A 19,417-nucleotide genomic window follows, 5' to 3' on the forward strand; every position below is an offset into this window, starting at 1 on the left:
CGGCAAGCGCGGCCGTAGGCCTCAATCGCCGGCGGCTTCCGGTTCCGGCCGCATCTCCGGCGTCGCGGTCGAGACACCGGCCGCTTCCCAGCATTCCTGCAACAGTCCGCATCCCGGCGAGCAGGGATCGGGCCACTCCAGTTCGCTTGCGTCCATGGTGGACTCCCGGGCCGTTCAGCCCATCAGCAGATAGAACGCGCCCAGCGGATGGTGGGCGCGGGCGATGCAGTAGACCTGCAGGAAGCACAGGGCCGCGGCCACCACCAGCCCGGCGCGCGCCACGGTGCGCCGCTTCGGCTTGAAGGCCAGGATCCCCAGGACCACGTAGGCGGTGACGAAGCACAGCTTCACCAGCAGCCAGCCGTTGGCGTACAGCGCCTTGGGCAGGATCGTCAGCAGCATGAAGGCCGCGGTCAGCAGCACGGTGTCGACGGTGTAGCTGAGGTAGCGCACCGGGGCCATGCGCGGCCAGCGCATGCCGGCCAGCAGGGCCATCGCGCGCAGGCCGAAGAAGCTGCCGCTGATCATCGCCGCGGCGATGTGGACCAGCTTGATGTCGGGATAGAAGGTGATCATGGGTCGTGTGGTTCAGCCCGGGCGGCCGTCGCGCCGCGGGCTCAGATAGATGCGGCCGATCCTGGCCACCCACGGCGACAAAGCGACCAGCCAGCCGACCGCGGCCACGGCCTGCCACAGGCCCGGGTCGGGCAGGACCTCGGCCAGGATCCGCAGGGTGGCCACGACCTGGATGGCGACGAAGGCGAACCAGGCGATGCCGTACATCTGCAGGGGCCGGCCCGAGTGTCCCTGGGTGACGCGGGTGACCATCGCCACCAGCAGGCTGCCGAAGAAGCCGACGAACAGGGCGTGCATCGGCGCGCGGCCGAGGATGAACTCGCCGCTGGCCAGGTAGGTCAGGCTCTGCGCCAGGTACAGGGCGAAGGTCGCCGGCAGCCAGGCGGTGCCGATGAACAGCACCGCCAGCAGGCCCGGCATCGGCGGGCTGCCCGCGGCGCGGCGCGGCCACCAGCGCCAGACCGCGTAACCGGTCAGCGCCAGCAGCGGCGCGTCGGCCAGCCACAGCCAGGCGTAGCCGTGCACCAGTTCCAGGCCGAGGTGGAGCATCGCCAGCGCCCACACCGCGCCCAGCCACCACAGCGGGCGCCAGGCCTGGTAGCCGGGGACCGAATTGCCGGCGAAGAACGGGAACATGCGGTGGGCCACGGTCACGTACACCGGCAACAGCAGGCCGAAGCCGCCGAGCTTGATGCTGGCGAACGCCCAGTCCGCCGGCGCGCCGAGGACGAAGGCCAGGAACATCGCCACCCCCAGCCAGCCCAGCACCAGCCCGGCGAAGCACGAGCGCGCGTGCCAGGTGCGGCCCTTCTCGTCGGCCAGCAGCCGGCCCAGGATCGCCAGCGCCGCGCTCCAGCCGGCCAGCGCCATCCACAGGCCCACGGTCAGCCCGACCTCCAGGCCGGCGGCGCCGAGCAGGATCGCCAGCTGCCCGCCCATCAGGCCCAGGCCGACCGGCACGTAGTGCCAGCGCTGCAGTTCCGGCAGGCCCATCCAGCGCGGGAAGGTGGTGAGCAGGAAGCCGAACACGAAGCTGGGCAGCACCAGGTACTGCATCAGGAACGCGTGCAGCCAGCCCGGCGGGATCGACAGCGCCGGCGGGGTCCACAGGCCGAAGCGCACCGCCAGCAGCCATAGCGCCCACCACAGCATCGCCAGCAGCACGTTGGACGCGCCGATGAAGAACATCAGCCGGTGCGGCGCGTGCGCCAGCCAGCTGGGCGAGAGGCCGGCAGGGCGGCGCGGGGGCAGGGGGACGACCTCGATGTGCATGGGCGCAGTCTGCCGCCGTCGCCGTCGACGGGCCTTGATCCAGGTCAGGCCGCGCGCATGGACGCGGCTTGACCGCGGTCAAGGCCGGCCACGCCGGGCCTGCCTACAGTCGCTGCATCCGCGGCGCGGTGCCGCGCGATGGCGCGTCCGCGTCCGTTCCCGGTGCCTGTCCTGAGCGAGGCTGTCGATGTCCACTCCCGTTCCCCTTCCCGGCTTCTCCCGCGACGCAACCCCGCAGGATGCGGTCGCCCGGCTCTCGCGCCTGGCGGCCATCCACGCGGCGATGCGCCGGCTCGACCCGGACGCCGAGGTCGCCCTGGACCCGGACAACGGCCGGATGAAGGTGCTCACCGTGCTGCCCCCGGAAGACGTGCTGCAGGTGCTGCAGGCGCTGGGCGAATCGGCCGAGCTGCTGGCGGGCGAGGCGGCGGAGGACGCGGTGGAGGAGGCCGCGCCGGCGCGTGCCGGCGGTTGCGGCTGCGGGTGCAGCAGCCAGCGCTGATGATCGCCACGGTGGTCGCCCACCGGTAAAGGATCGCGGTGCGCGCGATGCGTGAGTGAGAGCCCCGGCCTGGGCCGGGGCGGAGTGCGTCGGCGCGGCGGTCCGTTCAGAACTCGGCCCACTCGTCCTCGTCGAGGCGACGGGCGGTGTTGCCGGTGCTGCGCGCGATGGCGGCACGGGTCCGGTTGCGTGCCTGCGGCGCCGGGAAGGGCGTGGCCACCGCCGGGACATTGGCCGCCGGCGCATCGCTGCCGTCCAGGCGGAACACCGCCACGGCGTCGGCAAGGCCCGCGGCCTGCTCCTCCATCGAACGCGCCGCAGCGGTGGCCTCCTCGACCAGCGCCGCGTTCTGCTGGGTGGTCTCGTCCATCTGCACGATGGTCTGGTTGACCTGCTCGATGCCGGCAGCCTGCTCCTGCGAGGCGGCGCTGATCTCGGCCATGATGTCGGTCACCCGTTGCACCGAGGCCACCAGCTCGCCCATGGTCTTGCCGGCCTGCTCGGCCAGGGCCGAACCGTCGGCGACCTTGCCGGTGGAGTCCTCGATCAGGGTCTTGATCTCCTTGGCAGCGGTGGCGCTGCGCTGGGCCAGCGACCGCACCTCGGTGGCGACCACCGCGAAGCCGCGGCCCTGCTCGCCGGCGCGGGCCGCCTCCACCGCGGCGTTGAGCGCCAGGATGTTGGTCTGGAAGGCGATGCCGTCGATGACCGAGATGATGTCGGCGATCTTGCGCGAGGAGGCCTGGATGTCGGCCATGGTGGTGACCACCTGGCCCACGACCTGGCCGCCCTGGGAGGCGACCGAGGCCGCGCCCACGGCCAGCTGGTTGGCCTGGCGGGCATGGTCGGCGTTCTGCTTGACGGTGGAGGTCAGCTCCTCCATCGAGGCGGCGGTTTCTTCCAGGTTGGCGGCCTGCTGCTCGGTACGACGGGAGAGGTCGTTGTTGCCCGAGGCGATCTCGGTGGCAGCAGTATTGATCGAGCCGGAGGCCTGCTGGATGCCGGAGACGATCGAGGTCAGCTGGGCCACGGTGGCGTTGGCGTCGTCGCGCATGCGCGCGAACACGCCGTGGAAGTCGCCCTGCATGCGTGCGGTCAGGTCGCCGGCGGCGATGGCCCTGAGCAGGGTGGAGACCTGGTCCAGGTTGCCGTCGGTGGTCTCCATCAGCCGGTTCAGGCCGGCGACCATGGCCTGGAAGTCGTGCTGATAGCGCGATTCGTCGCCGCGCTGGGTGAAGTCGCCCGCGGCGGCCGCTTCGGCCAGCTGCCGGATTTCGCGGTTGATTTCGGCCAGGCTGCGCTTGCAGGCGTCCATGGCCTCGGTGATCGCGGCCTTCTCGCCGGGCAGCCGGTCCATGTCCAGCGACAGGTCGCCGACGGCATAGCGTCGCATCACCTCCACCACCCGCAGCTTGACCGCGACGTGCGCGTCGACCAGGGCATTGGTGTCGCGGACCATGCGGCCGTAGTCGCCGTGGAAGCGGCTGTCGTCCATGCGGAAACTGATCCGGCCCTCGTCGTGGCGCTGCGCCATCTCGCCCAGGGCACCGAGCACGGCACGCAACTGCTCCTGCATCCGGCCCATGCCGCTCAGCAACTGGCCGGTCTCGTCGTCGGCCTGCGCCGGGATCGCGTTGTCCAGCCGGCCGTGCGCGATCGCATCGGCCACGGCAGTGGCCAGGCCCAGCGGGCGCACCAGGCTGCGGGTGATGGCGCGGCCGAGCAGCACGCCGGCCACGCCGGCCAGCAGGCAGAAGCCGAGCAGGATCCCGTCGGCCCGCCGCACCGCGCGGTCGATGCCGGAGACGGCCGCGTCCAGGCGCCGGTTCTGCAGGTCGATCGCGGCCTGGATCGCCTGCGAACGTCGCGCGAACGCGGTCTCCGCCGCCTCGGCCAGGGTCTGCGCGGCCTGCGCCTGTTCGCCGGCGGTGGCCTGTTCGACGATGAGGTCGATCCGGCGGCCGGCGACCAGCGCGGCGGCATCGATGGCCTGCCGCGCACGGGCCTCCTCCGCATCCACGGCGAAGGCCTCCAGCGCCCGTGCGGAGTCGGCGTAGCTCTTGCGTACGGCATCGATCCGCTCGGCCACGCCGGTACGCGCGTCCGGAGCGGCGATGACCAGGTCGCGGATGGCCGAGTCGAGGCGGAAGTTGTCGCGTCGCATCAGCGTCATCAGGTGCAGCTTGCGGTTGTGGACGCGGGTGATTTCCTGGATGTGCCGGTCGATGCCGGCGAGCTGGTGCAGGGCGAGCAGGGTCGAAAGGCCCAGGACGGCCAGAAGAAGGCCGAATCCAAGGGCCAGGCGCCTTCCGACTTTCAGGCGCTGGAGCGTTTTCATGGGGGATGTCTTCGATGGGGGAGGTGGCTCCGCCCGGCCCGCGGGGGACTGGGCTGACTCTCCTATCGACATGCCGGCGCAGCCATTGAGCACCGTATTCCGTGCAGGCTTGACCTGGATCAAGCGGGTGCGCATCGGCCTGCGCGCGCCGCCACCGCGCGGCGGTGCGGCAGCAGGCCGCGCGCCAAAGCGCCGCAGCACTGCACCCGGATGTTCCCAGCTCTTGGGGGGAAGAACCAAAAGAAAGGGGGCCGCATTGCGGCCCCCCGATGTCACATCGCCTGTCGCGCGATCAGCGCTTGGGCACGATCGCCGCCGCGGCCACCGCGCTGGCGGACGGCAGCGGCGCCAGGCGCTTGGGCGCCACCCAGAGCCGGAACACGAACCAGGCCAGGGCCAGGGCGCCGACGCTGAACAGCGTGTCGGCCGGCACCCGCATCCACACCAGCAGCTCCACGATCGGCTGCTGCATGAACTCGGCCGAGCGCGCGTACCAGTAGCCGTGGTCGATCGCGGCCAGCAGCTGCAGGATGCCCAGCGGCAGCAGGGTGAAGGCGGCCATCCCGGCCAGGCCGATGTTGAGCGCCCAGAACGCGGTCTTCAGCAGCTTCTCGTTCCAGGCCACATCCGGCCGCAGGCCACGCAGGCAGAACAGCATCAGGCCGATGCCGAGCATGCCGTACACACCGAACATCGCGGTGTGGCCATGGTTCGCGGTCAGGTTCAGGCCCTGCATGTAGTACAGCGGCAGCGGCGGGTTGATCAGGAAGCCGAACAGGCCGGCGCCCACCAGGTTCCAGAACGAGACGGCGAGGAAGAACATGATCGGCCACTTGTACTTCGTCATCCACGGCGTGGCCTTGCCCAGCCTGTAGTTGTGGTAGGCCTCGAAGCCGACGTAGGCCAGCGGCACCACTTCCAGCGCCGAGAAGCTCGCGCCCAGGGCGATCACCGAAGGCGTGGTGCCGGTGAAGTACAGGTGGTGCAGGGTGCCCAGCACGCCGCCGGCCATGAAGACGATCGTGGCGAACAGCACCGCGACCGTGGCCGACTTCACCTGCAGCAGGCCCAGCCGGGTGAACAGGAAGGCGATCACCGCCACCGCGAACACCTCGAAGAAGCCTTCGACCCACAGGTGCACGACCCACCAGCGCCAGTACTCGACCATCGACAGGTGGGTGTGCTCGCCCCACATCAGGCCGGCCGCGTAGAACAGGCCGATGCACACCACCGACAGGAACAGCAGGCCGACGATCGAGCGCGAATCGTCGCCCTTGCGCATCGCGGGCCACAGCGCGCGACCGACCAGGGTCAGCCACAGCAGCAGGCCGACGAACAGGAAGATCTGCCAGAACCGGCCCAGGTCGACGTATTCCCAGCCCTGGTGGCCGAACCAGAAGTTCTTGTCCAGGCCCAGCTTCTGCATCACCGCCAGCCACTGCCCGAAGAACGAACCGACCACGATCACGATCAGGCAGGTCCACAGGAAGTTCACGCCCAGGCGCTGGAACTTCGGCTCGTGCCCGGAGATGGCCGGGGCGATGTACAGGCCCATGCCCAGCCACGCGGTGGCGATCCACAGCACCGCCAGCTGGGTGTGCCAGGTGCGGGTGAGCGAGTAGGGCAGGATCTCGGCCAGGGCGAAGCCGTAGGCCTCCTGGCCCTCGACCTGGTAGTGCGCGGTGGTCGCACCGAGCAGGATCTGGACCAGGAACAGCGCGATCACCACCCAGAAGTACTTGGCGGTGGCGCGCATCGACGGGGTGACCTTGATCGCCGCCAGCGGGTCGCTCTTGGGCAGGACGGGCTCCATCTCCTCGCCGTGGCTGACCGCGTAGTGCCAGCCGAGCAGACCGATGCCGGCGGTCAGGAACAGCACGCTGAACACCGTCCAGATGAACAGGTTCGAGGCGGGCTTGTTGCCGACCAGCTCGTCGTGCGGCCAGTTTGCCGTATAGGTGATCTGCGAGCCGGGACGCTCGGTGACCGAGGCCCAGGCCGCCCACCAGTAGAACGCGGTCAGCTGGCGACGGTGTTCGGCGTCGGGCACGGTGTCGTTGCGCATGGCGTAGGCCTCGCGCAGCTCCGCGGTGGCCGGATCGTTGCCGAACAGGCTCTGGTAGTGCGAGGCGACTCCGGCCATGGCTGCGGCGCGGTCGGCGTCGATGGTGATCGTGCCGGAGGCCGCATCCCAGCTGTTGGGCCGCAACAGGCCCTGCACCCGCTTGGCGTACGCGGCCTGGGTGGCTTCATCCAGCTGCTTGTAGCTGGCCAGGCCGTGCTCGCGCGATGCCCAGATGTCCAGGACCGCCTCGGCTTCGCGGTGCAGCCAGTCCGCGCCCCAGTCGGGCGCCACGTAGCCGCCATGGCCCCAGATCGAGCCCAGCTGCTGGCCGCCGATGGACTGCCAGACCTGGCGTCCGGTTTCGATGTCGGCACGGGTGTAGATCACGGTCCCGTCGGTGGTCACCACCTTCTCGGGCATCGGGGGTGCCTGGCGGTAGGTCTCGCTGCCGACCCATAGCAGGACGGCGAACGAGGCGATGAGCAGGACCGCCAGGCCTGCCCAAAGCTTGCGGGTGGAATTCATGACGTGGCTCTCGGCTGCGGGGAACGGTGGCATCTTCGGCGCCCGCCGCAAGTGCCTCCATGACGCAGGTCAAGCGCCGGGCGGATGGCGGCCGGCAACGGCCGCGGCCCGCGCCTCAGTCGCGCAGCACCGCCAGCGCCAGCGCTTCCAGCCGATCCATGTCCACGATCTCCACGTCGCGCTGCTTGATGTGCAGCAGGCCGTCGGTCTCGAACCGGCGCAGCACCCGGCTCACCGTCTCCGGCGCCTGGCGCAGATAGTTGGCGATGTCGGTGCGCGACATGGTCAGCTGGAACCGCCGCGGCGAGAACCCGCGCGCGGCCAGCCGCCGCGACAGCCCGATCAGGAACGCGGCCATGCGCTCGTCGGCGGTGTTGTCGCGGGCGAACAGCGAGGCCACGCCGATGTCGCGGCTCATCAGCCGGAACAGGTGCGCCTGCAGGTTGGGCAGGCGCTGGGCCAGCAGGGCGATCTTCGGGAACGAGAACCGGCACAGCATCACCGTGTCCAGCGCCACCGCATTGCACGGGTAGCGGTCGCCGTGGATCGCGTTCAGGCCGATCACCTCGCCGGGCAGGTGGAAGCCCAGCACCTGCTCGTGCCCGTTGCGGTCGATCTGGTAGGTCTTGACCGTGCCGGCGCGGACCGCGGCGATCGCGCCGAACGGGTCGCCCTCGCGGAACACGTGCTCGCCCGGGTGCAGCGGGCCGACATGCTCGACCAGCACGTGCAGGTCCATCAGCGCGCGCTTGTCCATGCCCTCGGACAGGCAGGCCTGGGAGAAGGCGCAGGTGGAGCAGAAGGTCAGCGCATCGCCGTCGTCGGCCAGGACCGTCGGGCTGGTCCGCGGGAATACCGTGGGCGAGGTCATGCCAAGGCTCCCGCCGCGATCAGACGGTGCGCGAGTACCGGGGCTGGGCCGTGTCGGCGGCGGGGGCGAGGTAACGGTCGAAGCACATGGCGATGATACGCAGCAGCAGCCGCCCGCGCGAGGTCGCGTGCAGGCCGCGGCGGTCGAGCTCGACCAGGCCGTCGTCCTGCAGGGGCGCCAGCCGTTTCAGGGCCTCGCCGAAATAGTCGCGGAAGTCGATCACGTGGCGGCGGCCGAGGGCGTCGAAGTCCAGTTCGCCGTGGCACATCAGCGCCTGGATCACGTCGGCCCGGATCACGTCGTCCTCGTCCATGCGCATGCCGCGCCAGACCGGCAGGCGGCCGGCGTCGATCGCCTGCTCCCAGCTGCCGATGTCGCGCGGGTTCTGGCTGAAGCTGGCGCCGATGTGGCTGATCGCGCTCACCCCCAGGCCGACCAGGTCGCTCTCGGCGTGGGTGGTGTAGCCCATGAAGTTGCGGTGCAGGCCGCCCTCGCGCTGGGCCTTGGCCAGCTCGTCGCCGGGCAGGGCGAAGTGGTCCATGCCGATGTACTCGTAGCCGGCCTGGCCGAGCTTGTCGATCGCCAGCCGCAGCAGGTCCAGCTTGGCCTCCGGCGAGGGCAGGTCCTCGGCGTGGATCCTCTGCTGCGGGCGGAACAGGTTGGGCAGGTGGGCGTAGCCGTAGATCGCCAGCCGGTCCGGGCGCGCATCCAGGGTGATGTCCAGGGTCCGCGAGAAACCCTCCAGGGTCTGCTTGGGCAGGCCGTAGATCAGGTCGACGTTGACCGAGCGGAAGCCGTGAGTGCGGCAGGCCTCGATGATGCCCAGGGTCTGCTCCACGCCCTGCACCCGGTTGACCGCCTCCTGCACCACCGGATCGAAGTCCTGCACGCCCAGGCTGGAGCGGTTGAAGCCGGCGGCGGCCAGGCGGCCGACCTCCTCGGGGGTGATGAAGCGCGGGTCCAGCTCGATCGAGCAGTCCATCTTCGCCTCGGGGGCGAAGTGGAAGTGCCGGCGCAGCACGTCCACCACCTCGGCGATCTGTGCGGGATCGAGGAAGTTGGGGGTGCCGCCGCCGAAGTGGACCTGCTGCACGTCGCGGTCGCGGTCGAACAGGGTCGAGACCATCGCGATCTCGCGGTACAGCCGGGTGAGGTAGGCCTCGCCGCGGCCCTTGTCGCGGGTGATGATCCGGTTGCAGCCGCAGTAGAAGCACGGGCTGGTGCAGAACGGGATGTGCAGGTACAGCGAGATCGGGCGCGGGATCGGGTCGCCGTTGCTGGCCGCGGCCACCGCCCGCAGCTCGGCCTCGCCGAACCCCGGGGTGAACTGCGGCGCCGTGGGATAGGAGGTGTAGCGCGGCCCCGGCACGTCGTAGCGCTGGAGCAGCTGCGGGTCGAACAGGGAAGAGAGACTGGCCATGGCGACAGGCTAGGCAGGCGGCGCCCGGGTGTCCTTGATGCAGGTCAATCCCGCCTCTGCGGACGGTTTTCCTTCAGCAAGGTGATGCCGGCGGGCGGATCCGCAGGCCCGATGTTCCATCTGCAACCGTCGCCCGGGCGGTTCGCCGCCGGCGCGTGTTGCATGGCAACATTGGAGCCGAGCCTCGTCCCGCCCCCCTCGCCAGATGCTGCGCGTCCTGCTGGTCAACGACACCGACAAACCGATCGCCGACCTGCAGGAAGCCCTGCGCCAGGCCGGCTACGAGGTGTTGCCGCAGGTGGCCGGCGGCGGCCTGCTCAAGGCGGTGCAGGACCTGCAGCCGGACGTGGTCATTCTCGACGTCGACTCGCCCTCGCGCGACACCCTCGAGCAGCTGTCGATGCTCAACCGGCACGCGCCGCGGCCGGTGGTGATGTTCTCGGCCGACGGCGACGAGGCCCTGATCCGCGACGCGGTCGGCGCCGGGGTGGCGGCCTACGTGGTCGACGGCCTGGCGCCGGCGCGGCTGGCGCCGATCCTGCGCGTGGCCATGGCCCGCTTCGAGCAGCAGTCACACGTGCGCCAGCGGGTGGACGAGCTGGAGCAGAAGCTGCTCGACCGCAAGGACATCGACCGGGCCAAGGGCCTGCTGATGGACCGCCGCGGCCTGAGCGAGACCGAGGCCTACGCCGCCCTGCGCCAGCAGGCAATGAAGCAGGGCCTGAAACTGGCGGACGTGGCCCGGCGGATCCTGGCCATGGCCGACCTGTTGGGATGAAGGACAGACGATGACGACTCCGCCCGCCGACGCCGTGCGCACCCTGGACGTGGGCTTCATGCCCCTGCTGGACGCCGCGCCCCTGCTGGCGGCCGTGCGCCTGGGCCTGGACCGCCGCCACGGGCTGAGCCTGCGCCTGCACCGCCAGGCGTCGTGGGCGGTGCTGCGCGACCGCCTGCTGTCGGGCGAGCTGGACGCGGCCCACGCCATGGCCGCGCTGGTGCTGGGCGTGCAGACCGGGATCGGCGGGCCGCAGGCCGACCTGGCGATCCTGATGGGCCTGAACCGCAACGGCCAGGCGATCACCCTGTCGCCGTCGCTGGCACAGGCCCTGGACGAGGGCCGCTCGCTGGCCAGCGCCCTGCGCGCGCTGCCGCGCAAGCCGGTGTTCGCCCAGACCTTCCCCACCGGCACCCACGCCCTGTGGCTGTACTACTGGCTGGCCGCGCTGGGCCTGGACCCGATGCGCGACATCGAGGCGGTCACCCTACCGCCGCCGCTGATGCCGCAGGCGCTGGCCGCCGGCGAGCTGGACGGCTTCTGCGCCGGCGAGCCCTGGGGCGAACAGGCCGAGGCCATCGGTGCCGGCCGCCGGGTGATCCGCAGCGGCCGGATCTGGTCCGGGCATCCGGAAAAGGTGCTGGCGACCCGCCGCGATTTCGCCGCGCTGCAGCCGGAACTGGCCACCGCGCTGACCGCGGCGGTGCTGGAGGCCTGCCGCTGGCTGGACGCCGAGCCCTCGCACCGCGAGCAGGCGGCGCAGTGGCTGGCCGAGCCGGAGGCGATCGGCCTGCCGGCCGAGCGCCTGGCCGCGTGCCTGGCGCCGCGCGAGGGCGAACTGGCGGGCGAGGCCTTGCGCTTCCATGCCGATGGCGACGCCAACTTCCCGTGGATTTCCGATGGGCGCTGGTTCCTGGGCCAGTTCCGCCGCTGGGGCTGGCTGCCGGCGGCGGCCGGGGGCGACGACGACGCCTGGCTGGCCGACCTCTACCGCCGCGACAGCTATCGTCAGGCCGCCCTGCAGCTCGGGGTGCCGCTGCCGGTGGTACCCAGCCGCGCGAGCATGCTGTTCGACCGCCGCGAGTGGGGCTGAGCGGACCGGCGTCGCAACCGTAGGGCAAAGACGCTGGGTCCCGGCGTTCGCCGGGACGACGGGAGTGGGGAAAGGCGCAGCAAAGCCTGAGGAGCAGAAGCCCCCGAAGCGGTGAACGCCACGCCCGCAGAGGCCGTCGTGCCTTGGGTCTGCGGGGCAAGTGGCACAGGGACGTGCCACGGCCGCGCGTTGCGGGCAGGAGGCCCGCCCGAGCGGTGCACCGCAGACCCGAGGCACGGCGGCCCCGCCCGACGCAGCGCTTTTACGCCATCCCATCCAAGCGCCTTTACGCCATCCCCAGCGCTTGCCGCACTGCACAACAGCAGTGCCCCTTGCACCTTCACGGTGCCAGATGCACACGTCCGTCGACCCGCTCCCAACCGGTCTCCGTCATCCACGGACGTGCAACCCATTGATGCGGATGGATTCGCACGCCCGATCCGAGCCGCCGGAAAACTTGGCACGGCCATTGCGATGAACCCCATGCAGGCGCAACGGCGTGCCGGCACACAACCCGATACGTAGCCCGGCCAACGGCGGTCGAGCCACGCAGACAACGGCGTCTTCCGGTGCGAACCGGGAGGCGCCGTTTTGTTTTCCGCAGCACCCGCGTACCCCCACCCGGAGATGGCTGGAATGCACCGATCCTTCTGGAAAGCCGGACACACCCCGACCCTGCTGTCGGCGTTCCTCTACTTCGACCTCAGCTTCATGGTCTGGTACCTGCTCGGCCCGCTGCAGGTGCAGATCGCCGAAGCGCTGGCGCTGGACACCCAGCAGCGCGCGCTGATGGTGGCCGTGCCGATTCTGTGCGGCGCGGTGCTGCGGCTGTTCCTGGGCCTGCTGGCCGACCGCATCGGCGCCAAGCTGACCGGCGTGCTCGCCCAGCTGCTGGTGATCGCCGCCCTGCTGGTGGCCTGGAAGCTGGGCGTGCACAGCTTCGGCCAGGCTTTGCTGCTGGGGCTGATGCTGGGCGTGGCCGGCGCTTCCTTTGCGGTGGCCCTGCCGCTGGCCTCGCGCTGGTATCCGCCCGAGCACCAGGGCACGGCGATGGGGATCGCGGGGGCGGGCAATTCCGGCACCGTGCTGGCGGCGCTGTTCGCGCCGGCGCTGGCGGTGACCTTCGGCTTCCAGAACGTGTTCGGCCTGGCCTGCATCCCGCTGGCGCTGGTGCTGCTGGTGTTCGCCCTGTGCGCGAAGGACGCGCCGGTGCCGGTGGCGCGCAAGACCCTGGGCGACTACGCCCAGGTGCTGGTCGGCAACCGCGACTCGTGGTGGTTCATGTTCTTCTACGCGATCACCTTCGGCGGCTTCGCCGGCTTCGCCAGCGCCCTGCCGGGCTACTTCCACGACCAGTTCGGCTTCGAGCCGAAGCTGGCCGGCTGGGCCACCGCCGCCTGCGTGCTGGCCGGCTCGGTGATGCGCCCGCTCGGCGGCGTGATCGCCGACCGCATCGGCGGCACGCGCTCGCTGCAGATGGTCTATGTCGCCGTCACCGTGCTGGTCGCCGCCGCGGCGCTGGGCATCGGCGGGGCGACCGCGACGGTCGCGCTGTTCGTGTTCACCCTGCTGTGCCTGGGCGCGGGCAATGGGGCGGTGTTCCAGCTGGTTCCGCAGCGCTTCGGCGCCGAGATCGGGCTGATGACCGGCCTGATCGGCATGGCCGGTGGCGTCGGCGGCTTCCTGCTCGCGGCAGGGCTGGGCGTGGTCAAGCAGCACGCCGGGTCCTACGCACCGGGCCTGTGGCTGTTCGCCGCGGTCGCCCTGACCGCCTCGCTGTGCCTGGTCGGCGTCAAGCAGCGCTGGCGCATGCACTGGGCCGCGGCGGGCGCCGCCCGGGTCTGAGCCATGAACCTGCAGATCGTCGTCGACCCGCTGACCGGACCGGAGATCGCGGCATTGCTGCGCGAGCACCTGGACGACATGTACCGGCTTTCACCGCCGGAGAGCGTGCACGCGCTGGACCTGTCCAAGCTGCGCCAGGCTGACGTCACCTTCTGGAGCGCGTGGAGCGGCGACGAACTGCTCGGGTGCGCGGCGCTGCGCGAGCTCGACGGCTGGCACGGCGAGATCAAGTCGATGCGCACCGCCCTGGTCCATCGCGGACGCGGCGTCGGCGGCGCCCTGATGCGGCGGATCCTCGAGGAAGCCGAGCAGCGCGGCTACCGCCGGCTCAGCCTCGAGACCGGCCCCCAGCCGGAATTCGCCCCCGCCCGCGCGCTCTACCGGCGCTATGGGTTCGATGTCTGCGGTCCGTTCGACAGGTATGTCGAAGACCCGTTCAGCACTTTCATGACGCGCACCCTGGCCGGGGCGCACAACCGGAACGAACGATGAAGAAGCCAAGACTGGTGGTGGTGGGCAACGGCATGGCCGGCATCCGCACGCTCGAGGAGCTGCTGAAGCTGGTGCCGGACATGTACGAGATCACCGTGTTCGGGGCCGAGCCGCACCCGAACTACAACCGCATCCTGCTCTCGCCGGTACTCGCCGGCGAGCAGACCTTCGACGAGATCGTGCTCAATCCCTTGTCCTGGTACGCCGACAACGGCATCGCCCTGCACCTGGGCAAGGAGATCACCACGATCGACCGGGTGCGGCGCAAGGTGGTCGCCGCCGACGGAACCGAGGCCGAGTACGACCGCCTGCTGCTGGCCACCGGCTCGGTGCCGTTCATCCTGCCGGTCCCGGGCAAGGACCTGAAGGGGGTGATCGGCTACCGCGACATCCACGACACCCAGACCATGATCGACACCGCCAGGGTGAAGAAGCACGCGGTGGTGATCGGCGGCGGCCTGCTCGGGCTGGAGGCGGCCAACGGCCTGAAGCTGCGCGGCATGGAAGTGACCGTGGTCCACCTCGCCGGCTGGCTGCTGGAGCGCCAGCTCGACCCGGTGGCCGGCGCGCTGCTGGAGAAGTCGCTGGTCGAGCGCGGGCTGTCGTTCCGGCTCAACACCTCCACCACCGCGATCCTCGGCAACGAAGCCGGCGAGGTCACCGCGGTGCGCTTCTCCGACGGCGAGGAGATCGCGGCCGACCTGGTGGTGATGGCCGCCGGCATCCGCCCCAACACCGCCCTGGCCCAGGGCGCGGGCATCCACTGCAACCGCGGGATCGTGGTCAACGACACCCTGCAGACCTACGATCCGCGTGTCTATGCCGTGGGCGAATGCGCCAGCCACCGCGGCATCGCGTATGGCCTGGTCGCGCCGCTGTTCGAGCAGGCCAAGATCTGCGCCAACCACCTGGCCACCTACGGCATCGGCATCTACAAGGGCTCGGCGGTGTCGACCAAGCTCAAGGTGACCGGCATCGACCTGTTCTCGGCCGGCGAATTCATGGGCGGCGAGGGCACCGAGGAGATCGTGCTCTCCGACCCAGCCGGCGGCCTGTACAAGAAGCTGGTGATCAAGGACGACAAGCTGGTCGGTGCCTGCCTGTACGGCGACACCAGCGACGGCGCCTGGTACTTCAAGCAGATCAAGGACGCCGCGGCCATCGGCGACCGCCGCGACACCCTGGCCTTCGGCGAGACCGCCTTGGGCGACGCCGGCACCGGCGGCCAGGACCGCGCCGCGAGCATGGCCGATTCGGACGAGGTCTGCGGCTGCAACGGCGTGTGCAAGGGCACCATCGTCAAGGCGGTGCGCGAGCAGGGCCTGTTCACCGTGGACGAGGTCAAGAAGCACACCAAGGCCGCCAGCTCCTGCGGCTCGTGCACCGGCCTGGTCGAGCAGATCCTGATGAACTGCCTGGGCTCCAACTTCCAGGAGACGCCCAAGACAAAGGCGGTGTGCGGCTGCACCGCGCTGACCCACGCCGAGGTCCGGCAGGCGATCCGCGAGCACCACCTGGTCAGCCACGCCCAGGCCTACGCCTTCATGGAATGGCGCACCCCCAACGGCTGCGCCACCTGCCGCCCGGCGGTGAACTACTACCTGCTCTCGACCTGGCCGCGCGAGGCGGTGGACGACCCGCAGAGCCGCTTCATCAACGAGCGCGCCCACGCCAACATCCAGAAGGACGGCACCTTCTCGGTGATCCCGCAGATGAAGGGCGGCGTCACCAACGCCAGCGAGCTGCGCCGGATCGCCGACGTCGCCGACAAGTACGCGGTGCCGATGGTCAAGGTCACCGGCGGCCAGCGCATCGACCTGCTGGGGGTGAAGAAGGAGGACCTGGTCGGGGTGTGGAAGGACCTGGGCATGAACTCCGGCCACGCCTACGGCAAGTCGATCCGCACGGTGAAGACCTGCGTGGGCAGCGAGTTCTGCCGCTTCGGCACCCAGAACAGCACCCAGATGGGCATCGACCTGGAGACGATGCTGGCCAACATGTGGAGCCCGCACAAGGTCAAGCTGGCGGTGTCCGGCTGCCCGCGCAACTGCGCCGAGTCGGGGATCAAGGACGTGGGCATCATCGCGGTGGATTCGGGTTGGGAGATCCACGTCGGCGGCAACGGCGGGATCAAGACCGAGGTCGCGCGCTTCCTGTGCAAGGTCAGGACCGCCGACGAGGTCAAGGAATACACCGGCGCCTTTCTGCAGCTGTACCGCGAAGAGGCCTACTACCTCGACCGCACCGTGCACTACATCGAGCGGGTCGGCCTGGACTACGTCAAGCGCAAGGTGGTGGAGGACGCCGACAACCGTCGTGCGCTGTACGAGCGCCTGCTGTTCGCGCTGGAGGGCCTGCCCGACCCGTGGGCCGCGCGCATCGCCGGCGCGCAGCCGCGCGAGTACGCACCGTTGAAGCTGGACACCGCCGAGCGGCGGATCGCCGTGGCCCTGGAGGACTGAGATGAGCGCACAGATTCCGGCCAACCCGTCCTGGGTGCACGTGTGCGCCATCGACGAGATCCCCCTGCTGGGCTCGCGGGTCCTGCAATGCGGGGAGGGCGACGACATCGCCCTGTTCCGCCCCGCCGCCGAGCGGGTATTCGCCCTGGCCGACAGTTGCCCGCACAAGGGCGGGCCGCTGTCGCAGGGCATTGTCAGTGGCGACACCGTGACCTGCCCGTTGCACGGCTGGAACATCCAGCTCGACAGCGGCCAGGCCTGCGCCCCGGACGTGGGCTGCGCCCGCAAGTACCCGGTGCAGGTGCGCGACGGCCAGGTCTGGCTGTCGCTGCAGCCTGACGCGCAGGCGGAGATCGCGGTGGCGACGGAGGCCGCTGCCTGATGGATGGCGCCGGCGGCCCGCTCGCCCAGGCCGACCCCGCGGCGGTGGAGCGGCGGACCACGCGTTCGACCTGCTGCTACTGCGGGGTGGGCTGCGGCGTGCGGATCCACAGCGAGCGCGACACCAGCGGCGAGCGGATCGTCGCGGTCGAGGGCGACCCGGACCACCCGGCCAACCATGGCCGCCTGTGCAGCAAGGGCCGGACCCTGGCCGACAGCGCCCGCAGCCTGCACGGCCGGGTGCTGTCGCCGGAACTGCGCGGCCGCCGCGGCGAGCCGCGGCGCGCGGTGGACTGGGGCCTGGCCCTGGACACCGTGGCCGAGCGCCTGGCCGCGATCGTCGAGCGCCACGGCCCGGACGCGGTCGCGTTCTACCTCTCCGGCCAACTGCTGACCGAGGACTACTACGTCTTCAACAAGCTGGCCAAGGGCCTGATCGGCACCAACAACATCGACACCAACTCGCGCCTGTGCATGTCCAGCGCGGTGACCGGCTACAAGCTGGCGTTCGGGGCCGACGGCCCGCCGACCTGCTACGAGGACCTGGAGCACGCCAAGACCGTGCTGTTCGCCGGCAGCAACGCCGCCTACGCCCACCCGGTGCTGTTCCGGCGGCTGGAGGAGGCGAAGGCGCGCGATCCGCAGGTGCGCTGGATCGTGGTCGATCCGCGCCGCACCGATACCGCGGCCATGGCCGACCTGCACCTGGCGATCCAGCCGGGCACCGACGTGGCCCTGTTCAACGGCATGCTCCACCACCTGGTGTGGGAAGGGCTGCTGGACCAGGACTTCATCCGCGAACGCACCACCGGCTTTGCCGAGCTCAAGCAGCTGCTGCGCGACTACACCCCGTCGATGGCGGCCCAGATCTGCGGCATCCCGGCCGCCGACCTGGTGACCGCGGCCGAATGGTTCGGCCGCAGCCCGGCGGCGCTGTCGCTGTACTGCATGGGCCTGAACCAGTCCGCGCACGGCACCGACAAGAACCTGGCCCTGATCCACCTGCACCTGGCCACAAGGCAGCTGGGCCGGCCCGGCGCCGGCCCGTTCTCGCTGACCGGCCAGCCCAACGCGATGGGCGGGCGCGAGGTCGGCGGCATGGCGACGATGCTGGCCGCGCACCGCGAGATCGCCGACGCGGCCCATCGCGCCGAGGTCGAGGCGCTGTGGAGGCTGGCCCCGGGCACGCTGTCGCCGCGGCCGGGGCTGGCGGCGGTGGAACTGTTCGAAGGCCTGCGCGCGGGCAAGGTCAAGGCGGTGTGGATCGCCTGCACCAACCCGGTCCATTCGATGCCCGACATCGGCGCGGTGCGCGAGGCCCTGCACAAGGCCGAGTACGTGGTCGTGCAGGAGGCGTTCTCCGGCACCGACACCGTGCCCTTCGCCGACGCCCTGCTGCCGGCCAGCACCTGGGGCGAGAAGGAAGGGACGGTGACCAATTCCGAGCGCCGGATCTCGCGGGTGCGCGCGGCGGTGGCCGCGCCGGGGCAGGCCAGGCCGGACTGGTGGATCGCGCGCGAGGTCGCGCGCCGGATCGAGGCGCGGCTGGCCGCGCCGGGCGCCGCGCCGCTGTTCGAGGCCGACGCGCCGGCGGCGATCTTCGCCGAGCATCGTGCGCTGACGGTCGGCCGCGACCTGGACATCGGCGGCCTCGACTACGCCCGGCTGGAGGACCAGGGCCCGCAGCAGTGGCCGTTCCCCGCCGGCGCCGCCCAGGGCCAGGCGCGGCGCTACGCCGACGGCGTGTTCGCCACCGCCGACGGCCGCGCCCGCTTCCATGCCACGCCCTACCGGCCGGTGGCCGAGCCGATCTCCGCGCGCTTCCCCCTGCGCCTGCTCACCGGCCGCCTGCGCGACCAGTGGCACGGGATGTCGCGCACCGGGCGGGTGCCGGAACTGTTCGCGCACAGCCCGGAGCCGGGCTTGCGGATGCATCCGGACGACGCCGTGCGCCGTGGACTGAAAGCCGGCGAGCTGGTGCGGGTGGCGAGCAAGCGCGGCGAGCTGGTGCTGCCGCTGGAGATCTCCGACGAGGTGGCTTCGGGCACGGTGTTCGCGGCCATGCACTGGAGCGGCCAGTACCTGTCCAGCGGCGGCATCAACGAGGTCAGCCAGCCAGCGGTGGACGCGCGCTCGCGCCAGCCCGAGCTCAAGCATGCGGCGGTGCGGGTGGAGAAGGCCGGCTTCGGCTGGCACCTGCTGGCCGCACGCCGCGGTGAGGCCCTGGCCCTGCGCGCGGCGGTGCAGCCGCTGCTGAAGGACTGCGGCTATGCCGGTCTTTCCCTGCAGGCGGACGTCGACCCGGATGCGCCCGAAGGCCGGGCCTGGCTGGTGCTGCGCGCCGCGTCGGCCGAAGCGATGCCGGCCGACTGGCTGGCGGCGCTGGATGCGGCCCTCGACCTGGCCGCCGGCGCGGACACCCTCGAATACCGCGACGCCCGCCGCGGCCTGCTCAAGCGCGTGGCCTGGCGCAGCGAAGCCGGCGGCAGCTTCATCGACGGCCTGCTCTGGAGCGACGTCCAGCCCGGCGGCGAATCCCTGCTGCGCACTGCGCTGGCCGGCGGCGCCTGGCGCGGGCCGCGGCTGGCCGCGTTCTCGGCGCTGGCCGAGGTCGCGCGCGACCCGGTGGTCTGCGTCTGCCGCCAGGTGACCGAATCGGCGATCCGCCACGAAGTACGCGCCGGCGCCGACGTGCCCGCGCTCAAGCAGAAGCTGGGTTGCGGCACGGTCTGCGGTTCCTGCGTGCCCCAGCTCACCCAGTTCGTCCGCCAGGCGGCGAGCGCCTGACGTCCACCGG

15 protein-coding genes are annotated in these 19,417 nt (G+C 71.0%); 8 read left to right on the plus strand and 7 right to left on the minus strand.

Features of this window, described 5'->3' with window-relative positions:
* Positions 1-21: 21 nt before the first annotated feature.
* From CSC62_RS18185 to CSC62_RS11550, 3 genes are read right to left on the minus strand one after another with little or no spacing between them, the layout of a single operon-like run.
* Positions 22-156, minus strand: coding sequence for a hypothetical protein (locus CSC62_RS18185; protein ID WP_281353314.1), 135 nt, complete (start codon positions 154-156; stop codon positions 22-24).
* A gap of 18 nt (positions 157-174) precedes the next feature.
* Positions 175-576 carry a SirB2 family protein gene (locus tag CSC62_RS11545; protein WP_162406476.1) on the minus strand — a complete coding sequence of 134 codons (402 nt, stop codon included), beginning with the start codon at positions 574-576 and terminating at the stop codon, positions 175-177.
* Between the two features lie 12 nt (positions 577-588).
* Positions 589-1,848: an NnrS family protein gene (locus CSC62_RS11550; protein ID WP_162406478.1), complete on the minus strand. Its 1,260-nt coding sequence runs from the start codon at positions 1,846-1,848 to the stop codon at positions 589-591.
* Between the two features lie 187 nt (positions 1,849-2,035).
* On the opposite strand from CSC62_RS11550, the gene CSC62_RS11555 reads away from it, so the two are divergent.
* Entirely contained in the window at positions 2,036-2,350 is a 315-nt protein-coding gene (locus CSC62_RS11555; protein WP_162406480.1) for a hypothetical protein, read from the plus strand.
* Positions 2,351-2,456: 106 nt separating this feature from the next.
* Here CSC62_RS11555 and CSC62_RS11560 read toward each other — a convergent pair whose 3' ends face one another.
* The 4 genes from CSC62_RS11560 to hemN all read right to left on the minus strand — a co-directional run bounded on the left by CSC62_RS11560 (position 2,457) and on the right by hemN (position 9,569).
* Positions 2,457-4,688 carry a methyl-accepting chemotaxis protein gene (locus tag CSC62_RS11560; RefSeq protein ID WP_162406482.1) on the minus strand — a complete coding sequence of 744 codons (2,232 nt, stop codon included), beginning with the start codon at positions 4,686-4,688 and terminating at the stop codon, positions 2,457-2,459.
* 292 nt (positions 4,689-4,980) lie between these two features.
* Entirely contained in the window at positions 4,981-7,278 is a 2,298-nt protein-coding gene (locus CSC62_RS11565) for a nitric-oxide reductase large subunit (protein WP_162406484.1), read from the minus strand.
* Between the two features lie 115 nt (positions 7,279-7,393).
* On the minus strand, positions 7,394-8,149 hold the full coding sequence (locus CSC62_RS11570) for a helix-turn-helix domain-containing protein (protein WP_162406486.1): 756 nt from the start codon (positions 8,147-8,149) through the stop codon (positions 7,394-7,396).
* Positions 8,150-8,168: 19 nt separating this feature from the next.
* A complete protein-coding gene (gene hemN, locus CSC62_RS11575) occupies positions 8,169-9,569 on the minus strand; it encodes an oxygen-independent coproporphyrinogen III oxidase (RefSeq protein WP_162406488.1) in 1,401 nt (466 codons plus the stop codon).
* Between the two features lie 208 nt (positions 9,570-9,777).
* On the opposite strand from hemN, the gene CSC62_RS11580 reads away from it, so the two are divergent.
* The 7 genes from CSC62_RS11580 to CSC62_RS11610 all read left to right on the plus strand — a co-directional run bounded on the left by CSC62_RS11580 (position 9,778) and on the right by CSC62_RS11610 (position 19,407).
* Positions 9,778-10,347 (plus strand): ANTAR domain-containing response regulator, encoded by a 570-nt coding sequence (locus CSC62_RS11580; RefSeq protein ID WP_211368986.1) that lies wholly within the window; start codon positions 9,778-9,780, stop codon positions 10,345-10,347.
* 10 nt (positions 10,348-10,357) lie between these two features.
* A complete protein-coding gene (locus tag CSC62_RS11585) occupies positions 10,358-11,440 on the plus strand; it encodes a CmpA/NrtA family ABC transporter substrate-binding protein (protein WP_162406492.1) in 1,083 nt (360 codons plus the stop codon).
* Between the two features lie 675 nt (positions 11,441-12,115).
* Positions 12,116-13,285: a nitrate/nitrite transporter gene (locus CSC62_RS11590; RefSeq protein ID WP_211368987.1), complete on the plus strand. Its 1,170-nt coding sequence runs from the start codon at positions 12,116-12,118 to the stop codon at positions 13,283-13,285.
* A gap of 3 nt (positions 13,286-13,288) precedes the next feature.
* Complete coding sequence (locus CSC62_RS11595; RefSeq protein ID WP_162406496.1) at positions 13,289-13,777, plus strand: GNAT family N-acetyltransferase; 489 nt, start codon at positions 13,289-13,291, stop codon at positions 13,775-13,777.
* Positions 13,774-16,239, plus strand: a complete 2,466-nt coding sequence (nirB, locus tag CSC62_RS11600; RefSeq protein WP_162406498.1) for a nitrite reductase large subunit NirB — start codon at positions 13,774-13,776, stop codon at positions 16,237-16,239. Before CSC62_RS11595 ends, nirB begins: the two co-directional genes overlap by 4 nt.
* A 1-nt stretch (position 16,240) precedes the next feature.
* Positions 16,241-16,621, plus strand: a complete 381-nt coding sequence (gene nirD, locus CSC62_RS11605; protein ID WP_211368981.1) for a nitrite reductase small subunit NirD — start codon at positions 16,241-16,243, stop codon at positions 16,619-16,621.
* Positions 16,621-19,407 (plus strand): nitrate reductase, encoded by a 2,787-nt coding sequence (locus CSC62_RS11610; protein WP_162406500.1) that lies wholly within the window; start codon positions 16,621-16,623, stop codon positions 19,405-19,407. The genes nirD and CSC62_RS11610 overlap by 1 nt, the downstream gene beginning before the upstream one ends.
* Positions 19,408-19,417 lie beyond the last annotated feature (10 nt).

The sequence above is a fragment of the Pseudoxanthomonas jiangsuensis genome (assembly GCF_010093185.1).
In the GTDB taxonomy this organism is placed as follows: Bacteria; Pseudomonadota; Gammaproteobacteria; order Xanthomonadales; family Xanthomonadaceae; genus Pseudoxanthomonas; species Pseudoxanthomonas jiangsuensis.